The following is a 6,369-nucleotide window of genomic DNA, read 5'->3' as shown; positions in this document are numbered from 1 at the left end:
GAGCAATCCATCGGGGATAAATCCCCTCACCACAATATGTGTCTGGCGCGGATTAGCGCTGCACCGCCACCAACAGCATCATCGGCCGCTCCCGCTCTTCAGCCAGCGTCGGTTGCGCCGCCACCTCAGCATCGCTCGGGCCCCATTCGTTGACATGGCGAATGGCAAAACCGGCCGCTATCAACGTGTTCAACAGGGTGCCGAGTGTGCGGTGCTGCTTGATCACCCCATCGGCCAGCCAGTGAGTCACCCGCTCACCTTCCATCTGATAGCTGTCCAGTGGCCAACGCTTGCGTCCGTCACTGTCGATCAACCAGCCCGGCGTGCGCGGGGCCATGAAGATCGGGTGTTCGATGGAAAAAACGAGGTGTGATCCCGGTTTCAACGCGGCATAAAGGTTCGCAAACAGTCCCGGCAGATCCTTGATGTAATGCAGCGCCAGCGAGCTGTAGGCCAGATCGAAACTGCAGGCCGGCAGGTCGAGGTCTTCAAGGTCGGCGCGCTCATAGCGGATGTTTGCCGCCGTAGTGGTTTCGCGCGCGCGCTCGAGCATCTTTGCCGAGACATCCAGCCCCAGCACATTGGCGGCGCCATGCTCACTGGCCCAGCGGCTGAACCAGCCATAACCGCAGCCCAGGTCAACTACGTGCAAATCGTGCATCGATGGCAGCAGCGCCCTTAGCGCCGGCCATTCCGGCGCGGCATCAAGACCGCCGATGGAGCGGTTCATCTGGCTGTAGCTGTGGAAAAACTCGGGGTCGTCGTAAATGTTTTGCGTCATGGGGGAAGTGCTCTTTTGAGTTCGGTCATCAGCGGCACAGTGGCCGCGCCATGGAGCCCCTCGAAAGTCAAAACGCGTATTCGTCGATGGCCGCGCAGGGGGAGGGTGGTGAAAGTTGGAGAAATGCTAGCGCAAAAGTCGTGCGCAGGAGAGGCGTGCGTCCGGTGCGTATTTCGATTCGGGATGTTTAAAAAACGTGTGATTGGCGGGGAAGATTCCCACGATGTTTTCAGGTTGTCCGTCGGACGTGGGCTCTCTAGCCTGTGTGGGTCGCTGCAAATCAGCGATCGGGATTGGAACCCCTGTGGCTTCGCAGAACGCAAAAGCATCTTTCATGACGTATGCTTGCGCCCCTTATGGTGTGCACTTCGTTATGGCAGCTGTGCGCGGGAGACTTCGAGTCTGTCGGGTTTGTTCTGTGGCCCGGGTTCCAACCTGCGTACGGCTGCCACCTATTTCGATTGGAACCGAACGGGTCAGCCCTCACTTTCACACAGGGCATTAACACCATGAAAAAACCAACACCCAACCCTCCTGAAACCGAAACGCTTGCGGATGTCGATCCCGCGTCTCCCTACGCCGCCATGGACACCCGAAAACTCCATGAAGCCGCCGAGCGTGCCCTCGATTACTACCTCAATCCGGCTGCACCGATCATGGCCGCGCCGTACAAGCCCAGCGTCATGTTCCTGGTCAATCCCGCCACCGACACCGAGTCCCTGCTGGTCAACGCCAGCGAATCCCTGGGTTCGGCCAGTGTCATGCTCGGCGAATTGGCGGCATTGCTGGAGGGCTCCCGGCGCAAGACGCTGCTGGGCATCGCCCAAGTGGTCATGCTGGGTGAACTGGCAGTGAATCAGGCACTCGATAAGGTCGATCCGGCAACATAGCGAGTGGCAGTCACAAAAAAACCGGTCACGAGACCGGTTTTTCAAACCCTCAAGTCATCACTTGCGCCGGCACAATTCGACATCGTCCTGAGTGAGCAGAGCGGTGTCTATTCCCAGGCGATATTTGCAATAGTCGATGATTTTTTTGCGCTGCTCATCGCTGAGCGTTTCCACCTTGCGGATTTCACCGTCATTGGCGTGGATGTTGTAGAAGCGCATCTGCAAGGTCGGATATTTCTTGATGAAAAAAATCCGTTCGACATCGCCATCTTCCAGCGCTTCGTAATAACCGATGTTCAGAGCAGCCAGCAGACACAACAGGGCGAGCGCCAGCAGCCTTTTCATTTTGCCGAGGCCGGTGGCGGGAGCAACCCCGTTTGCCAGCGAATCTGCCTGACCAGTTCCATACCGATGTTGCCCGGACATATTTTCCCTTCCGCCGCTTGACCGGGGTATTCCCTGTGACCCCCGAAATGTTTGATATGAAACACGGTTTTCAACGTGCTGATCAACATGAGCAGCGCATCGATTTGAACAGCGGACACGGTGTCGCTGGTCTTCACTCCGACAAACTCGGCTATTTCCCGCCCTGTGGCGAACAGGTCATCGCCTTCATCGGCTTCCGTCAGGTTTTCCAGCAACACGATACCGATCAAACCGGTGTTGAATTTCAGCACACTGGAGCCCTGCAACCGAATGTCGCGTGCTTCATACACGCCACCGTTGCAGTCGATTGCATAGTGATAGCCGATATCGTCATAACCCTGATCGACATGTTCTTTCTGAATGCCCTGGATCTGGCCCAACCCGGGCTGACTGCAACGGTGGCTGCGCCCGGCATGGTGCAGGGCGATCATGGTGTAGTCCCAGTCGGAGGCCATGCCGTTTTTACCCTTCAGTGCGCCCCATGATGAACGTTCGGTGAACGTATGACGCATGGCCCGAACCTTGTCGATGATTGCCTGGCGAGTGGCCGCGCGGTCGTTGACGCTGATCGGAACCGGGCACATGGCCGCGCCGGGCTTTTTCGTCTGGGCGGCGGCTTCTGTCAGAAAGTTGCGTTTGACGACACCGGGAGTCGGACACATGAACGCTTCGGCGTCCGGTGTGTTGTCGGACGGTTGCAGGGTGAATTTCTCTGCCATTACAGCCCCTCCGAGAGCTCGTCGAGCGTGCGAACCGGTGCCTTGAATTTGACATGAATCGAGATTTTCGAATCTGCGGAAGGCGCTTTGACGTGGGCGATGCCATTGGCGTCGGTTTCACCCTGTGTCTGTACGCCGTCGACACTGGCGGTGAACGCCCTGTTTGCGAGCGGCGCGCCGGTTTCGCTGTCGCTGACCAGAAAACTCTGGCCAAAGCTTTGCTGGAGGGCCAGAGGCTTTGGTGGTTCGAATGGGGCGGGTGTGTGAGTGCTCCCGATGATCACGGTGCCAGAGCCGGAAATGATCGCATCGCCATGACCGCCGGTACTGCCCACCGTTGCGGCCTTGAACCCGTTGATGAAAACCGTGGCTGACAGATTGCCCGACAGCGGACTGCCGCAGGTGCACTTGTCGGTTTGGCGCGCAGCGGGCAACCCATCGAAAAAAACATCGGGAGAGCCGGTCGCAACTGGATTGGTGCCATGCCCCGGAAGGGGGCAGGCCGTGGGGTCGGAGACACGCGCGGCAGGTTTCGCCATGACAGATTCCTTTCTGGTCGGGGTCGATACATGCGAACAAATGTAGCACTGGCTGAAAAAATTGCTCCTGCGTCAATCGTGATCAATTTGCTTGTTGGTTAAATCGCAGGCACAAAAAAACCGGCATCAGGGCCGGTTTTTTCTGTTGCTGCATCCCCCGTCATAAAGACAACGTGAGACCTGATCGATTGGAGCGGGTAGAGGGAATCGAACCCTCAACTAAAGCTTGGGAAGCTTTCGTTTTGCCACTAAACTATACCCGCTCAGAGCGGCTGACTTTGTACCAGAGTCGGGCGCGGATTTGAAGTTTTTCTTTTGCCCGCAGCGCGTTACAGCATTGAAAACGGTCATTCGCGGGCGAATCTGCAGGTCATCAACGCGGGTTTTTCAGCCCCACAGACGCGCTCGCGACGACACCTCTTCAAATGGCCAATGCATGGTGATCCTGGACGAACGAGTAACGCGTTCGACTCGACGGCTGTGACGGTTTCAGGAAACCGAGCAGGGCGTTCTGGCTGTCGCGGCAGGCAGCTTTATGCTCCATGTCGAGAAAATGCCCGGTGGCCTGCAGCGTGGTGAAGGTGCTTTGCGCCACGTGGTTGCCGAATATCCGTGCGTCTTCGGCGGCGGTGTACTCGTCCCATTCGCCGTTGAGGAACAGCACCGGCACGTTGATCTTCTTCGCCGCATTCAGGTAGCACTGGCGATCGCTGTGCAACACGTCGTTGATGTGAAAGTGCATCTGCCCGTATTCATGCTCGGCCAGGCTGCTGACGTGGCGGTAATTGAAGCGCTTGAACAGCGACGGCAAGTGCTTGCCGATGGTGTTGTTCACCAGGTGCCCCACGCGGTCGCCATCCCGGCTGCCGAGGTAGTCGATGCCTCGCTCGAGGTAATCGAGCATGTGCGCATTGATCACCGGCGAAAACGAGCTGATCACGGCTTTTTCGATGCGCCTTGGCTGGTGGGCAAGGGCGACCAGGGTGGCCGCGCCGCCCCAGGAAAACGACAGCACGTGCTCGGCGCCGAAGTGGTCGACCAGCTCCAGCAGGATCTGCCCTTCGATTTCCTTCGTCAGATGTTTCTCGTGACGGTTGTGGACTTTTGACTTGCCCGCGTAGGGCTGGTCATAGCAAACCACGTTGAATTGCGGGTGCAGGTTTTTCACGGTCTGAGCAAACGACGCAGTCGTGGCCATCGAGCCGTTGACCAGGATGATGGTCTTTTCTGCGGCGTCTGCGCGATAGAACTCCGTGTAAACCCGATACTGACCCTGTATATCCAGCACAGCGATTTCTGGCCTCATGTCATAAGACTCCTGGCAAGCAAGCGGGTATGCGCGCAATCAGAGATTGCACGAGCTTTGTGACAGGTAGGCATACGCCTGGAGTTTTGGGGCCCATGTCGATCCGCAACTTCTGGTCGACGGGTATTGTTATTGGCGGGCAGTTTGCCGGGGGAGGTGGAGCCTTGAGGCTCTCTACCGGCAAAAAGGTTGCTTGGATGTACGGTGTGACTCATCGGTCACAATTTGGCCGACGTCCTGATTCAAGCAGTGAGAGCGAGATCGCGCAAGTGCCGTTGGTAAATTGTTCGACAACTTCTGCTGAGCGGTCGCCGGCTTAGAACCCATGAATCTCTTCAGTGCACAAAGCCCGGTACTCGCCCGGTTTTAGCGCGTTGTCGAGTTGTAGCGGGCCGATGGATTCGCGGTGCAGGCGCAGCACTTTGTTATCGAAATAACCGAACATGCGTTTCACCTGGTGGTAACGGCCTTCGACGATGCTCAGCCGCGCCACTTTCGGCCCCAGCACCTGGAGGTGCGCCGGTTGGGTGGTGAGGTCTTCGAAGGCGAAATAGATGCCTTCGGCGAATTTCAGTGCGTATTCGGCGCTGATTTCTTGCTCGGTTTCGACGTGATAGACCTTGGGCAGTTTGGTCTGCGGCTGGGTCAGGCGTCGCGACCAGTTGCCGTCGTTGGTGAGCAGCATCAGCCCGGTGGTGTTGAAATCCAGGCGTCCGGCGATGTGCAGGTCGTCCTTGTCCGGCTCATCGATCAGATCGAGGACGGTAGGGTGCTGCGGATCGCGGGTCGCACTGACGCAGCCCTGGGGCTTGTGCAGCATGAAATAACGCGCGGGCTTGCCGGGCTGCAGCACTTGCTCGTCGACTTCGACGCGACTGAACTCCAGCACTTCGCTGTGCGGGTCGCTGACGACTTTTCCGTCAATGCGCACGCGCTTTTCCACCAGCAACAGGCGAACCTGCTGACGGTTGTAGCGGGGCAGGTTGCTGAGAAAACGGTCAACGCGCATGGTCAGGAATCGGCGAACAAAGGGCTGCGTATCTTACGGGATCGGCCGTGCCGCTGCCTGCAGTTGCGCCTCCACTTGAGCGCAACGCGGACACAGGCAGGATTTGTCGCGCAGCGCCGCCGGTAGCGCTTCAAGCACGGCGGGGTCGATGCTCACGCCAAAGCACCAGCAGGCCTGGCCGGCGGTGCGCGGGTCGGCGAGGGTGCAATCGTTGCGTGCGCCACAGGCCGGGCAGAGGTCGGGTTTGGTGTCGGAATCAGGCATAGGACGAGTAAGGCATTTCCACGCAATTGCGGTTATGGCCAGTTTGTCTGACCCAGTGCATCACATGATCGACCCGGGACAGCAAGGTATGCAAGGTGTCATCAGCATGTAAGGTGGTGGCACCGATGCATTGTTGGACATTACGCAGGCCAACAGTGGGAGCGGGCTTGCTCGCGAAGGCGTCCTGTCAGTCAGTGATTCGTCACTGACCCACCGCTTTCGCGAGCAAGCCCGCTCCCACAGAGGATTTTCAGTGTGACTGACACCGCTGATCTGAAGCTTTTTCGCGACCGGCACTCGCCCCGGACCTGACAGTCAAAACTGTGTCGACTGCGCTGTCCTGCTGCGGTCGTGGGTCTTTCAGGAGGCCGTCATGGTTACTTCAAAACTGTTGCGTCGGGTGATGCTGGGAGCGGTGCTCGGCCTGGGTCTGTC

8 protein-coding genes and 1 tRNA gene are annotated in these 6,369 nt (G+C 58.2%); 1 reads left to right on the top strand and 8 read right to left on the bottom strand.

From position 1 onward, the window contains the following. Positions 1–52: 52 nt before the first annotated feature. Positions 53–781 carry a bifunctional 2-polyprenyl-6-hydroxyphenol methylase/3-demethylubiquinol 3-O-methyltransferase UbiG gene (locus DBR18_RS04865; protein WP_108589454.1) on the bottom strand — a complete coding sequence of 243 codons (729 nt, stop codon included), beginning with the start codon at positions 779–781 and terminating at the stop codon, positions 53–55. A gap of 509 nt (positions 782–1,290) precedes the next feature. Here DBR18_RS04865 and DBR18_RS04860 point away from each other — a divergent pair. Further along, the gene (locus tag DBR18_RS04860; protein ID WP_108589453.1) at positions 1,291–1,671 is read left to right on the top strand and encodes a DUF6124 family protein; all 381 of its coding nucleotides are present in this window, start codon (positions 1,291–1,293) and stop codon (positions 1,669–1,671) included. Between the two features lie 57 nt (positions 1,672–1,728). Here the strand turns inward: DBR18_RS04860 and DBR18_RS04855 are convergent, their stop codons facing one another. The 7 genes from DBR18_RS04855 to DBR18_RS04825 all read right to left on the bottom strand — a co-directional run bounded on the left by DBR18_RS04855 (position 1,729) and on the right by DBR18_RS04825 (position 5,934). Beyond that, a complete protein-coding gene (locus DBR18_RS04855; RefSeq protein WP_108589452.1) occupies positions 1,729–2,016 on the bottom strand; it encodes a hypothetical protein in 288 nt (95 codons plus the stop codon). Continuing rightward, the gene (locus DBR18_RS04850; protein WP_371921068.1) at positions 2,013–2,816 is read right to left on the bottom strand and encodes a peptidoglycan recognition family protein; all 804 of its coding nucleotides are present in this window, start codon (positions 2,814–2,816) and stop codon (positions 2,013–2,015) included. The genes DBR18_RS04855 and DBR18_RS04850 overlap by 4 nt, the downstream gene beginning before the upstream one ends. Next, complete coding sequence (locus tag DBR18_RS04845; RefSeq protein ID WP_108589451.1) at positions 2,816–3,355, bottom strand: PAAR domain-containing protein; 540 nt, start codon at positions 3,353–3,355, stop codon at positions 2,816–2,818. The genes DBR18_RS04850 and DBR18_RS04845 overlap by 1 nt, the downstream gene beginning before the upstream one ends. A 189-nt stretch (positions 3,356–3,544) precedes the next feature. Further along, positions 3,545–3,618, bottom strand: a tRNA-Gly gene (locus tag DBR18_RS04840). A gap of 158 nt (positions 3,619–3,776) precedes the next feature. Further along, entirely contained in the window at positions 3,777–4,661 is an 885-nt protein-coding gene (locus DBR18_RS04835; RefSeq protein WP_108589450.1) for an alpha/beta fold hydrolase, read from the bottom strand. A gap of 316 nt (positions 4,662–4,977) precedes the next feature. Next, the gene (locus DBR18_RS04830; protein ID WP_108589449.1) at positions 4,978–5,670 is read right to left on the bottom strand and encodes a pseudouridine synthase; all 693 of its coding nucleotides are present in this window, start codon (positions 5,668–5,670) and stop codon (positions 4,978–4,980) included. Positions 5,671–5,703: 33 nt separating this feature from the next. Then, positions 5,704–5,934: a cysteine-rich CWC family protein gene (locus DBR18_RS04825; protein WP_108589448.1), complete on the bottom strand. Its 231-nt coding sequence runs from the start codon at positions 5,932–5,934 to the stop codon at positions 5,704–5,706. Positions 5,935–6,369: the final 435 nt, after the last annotated feature.

The organism is Pseudomonas sp. HMWF021, assembly GCF_003061005.1.
GTDB lineage: Bacteria > Pseudomonadota > Gammaproteobacteria > Pseudomonadales > Pseudomonadaceae > Aquipseudomonas.
Note: the sequence above shows the minus strand (reverse complement) of the source record. Positions and strands in the feature narration are given on the sequence as shown.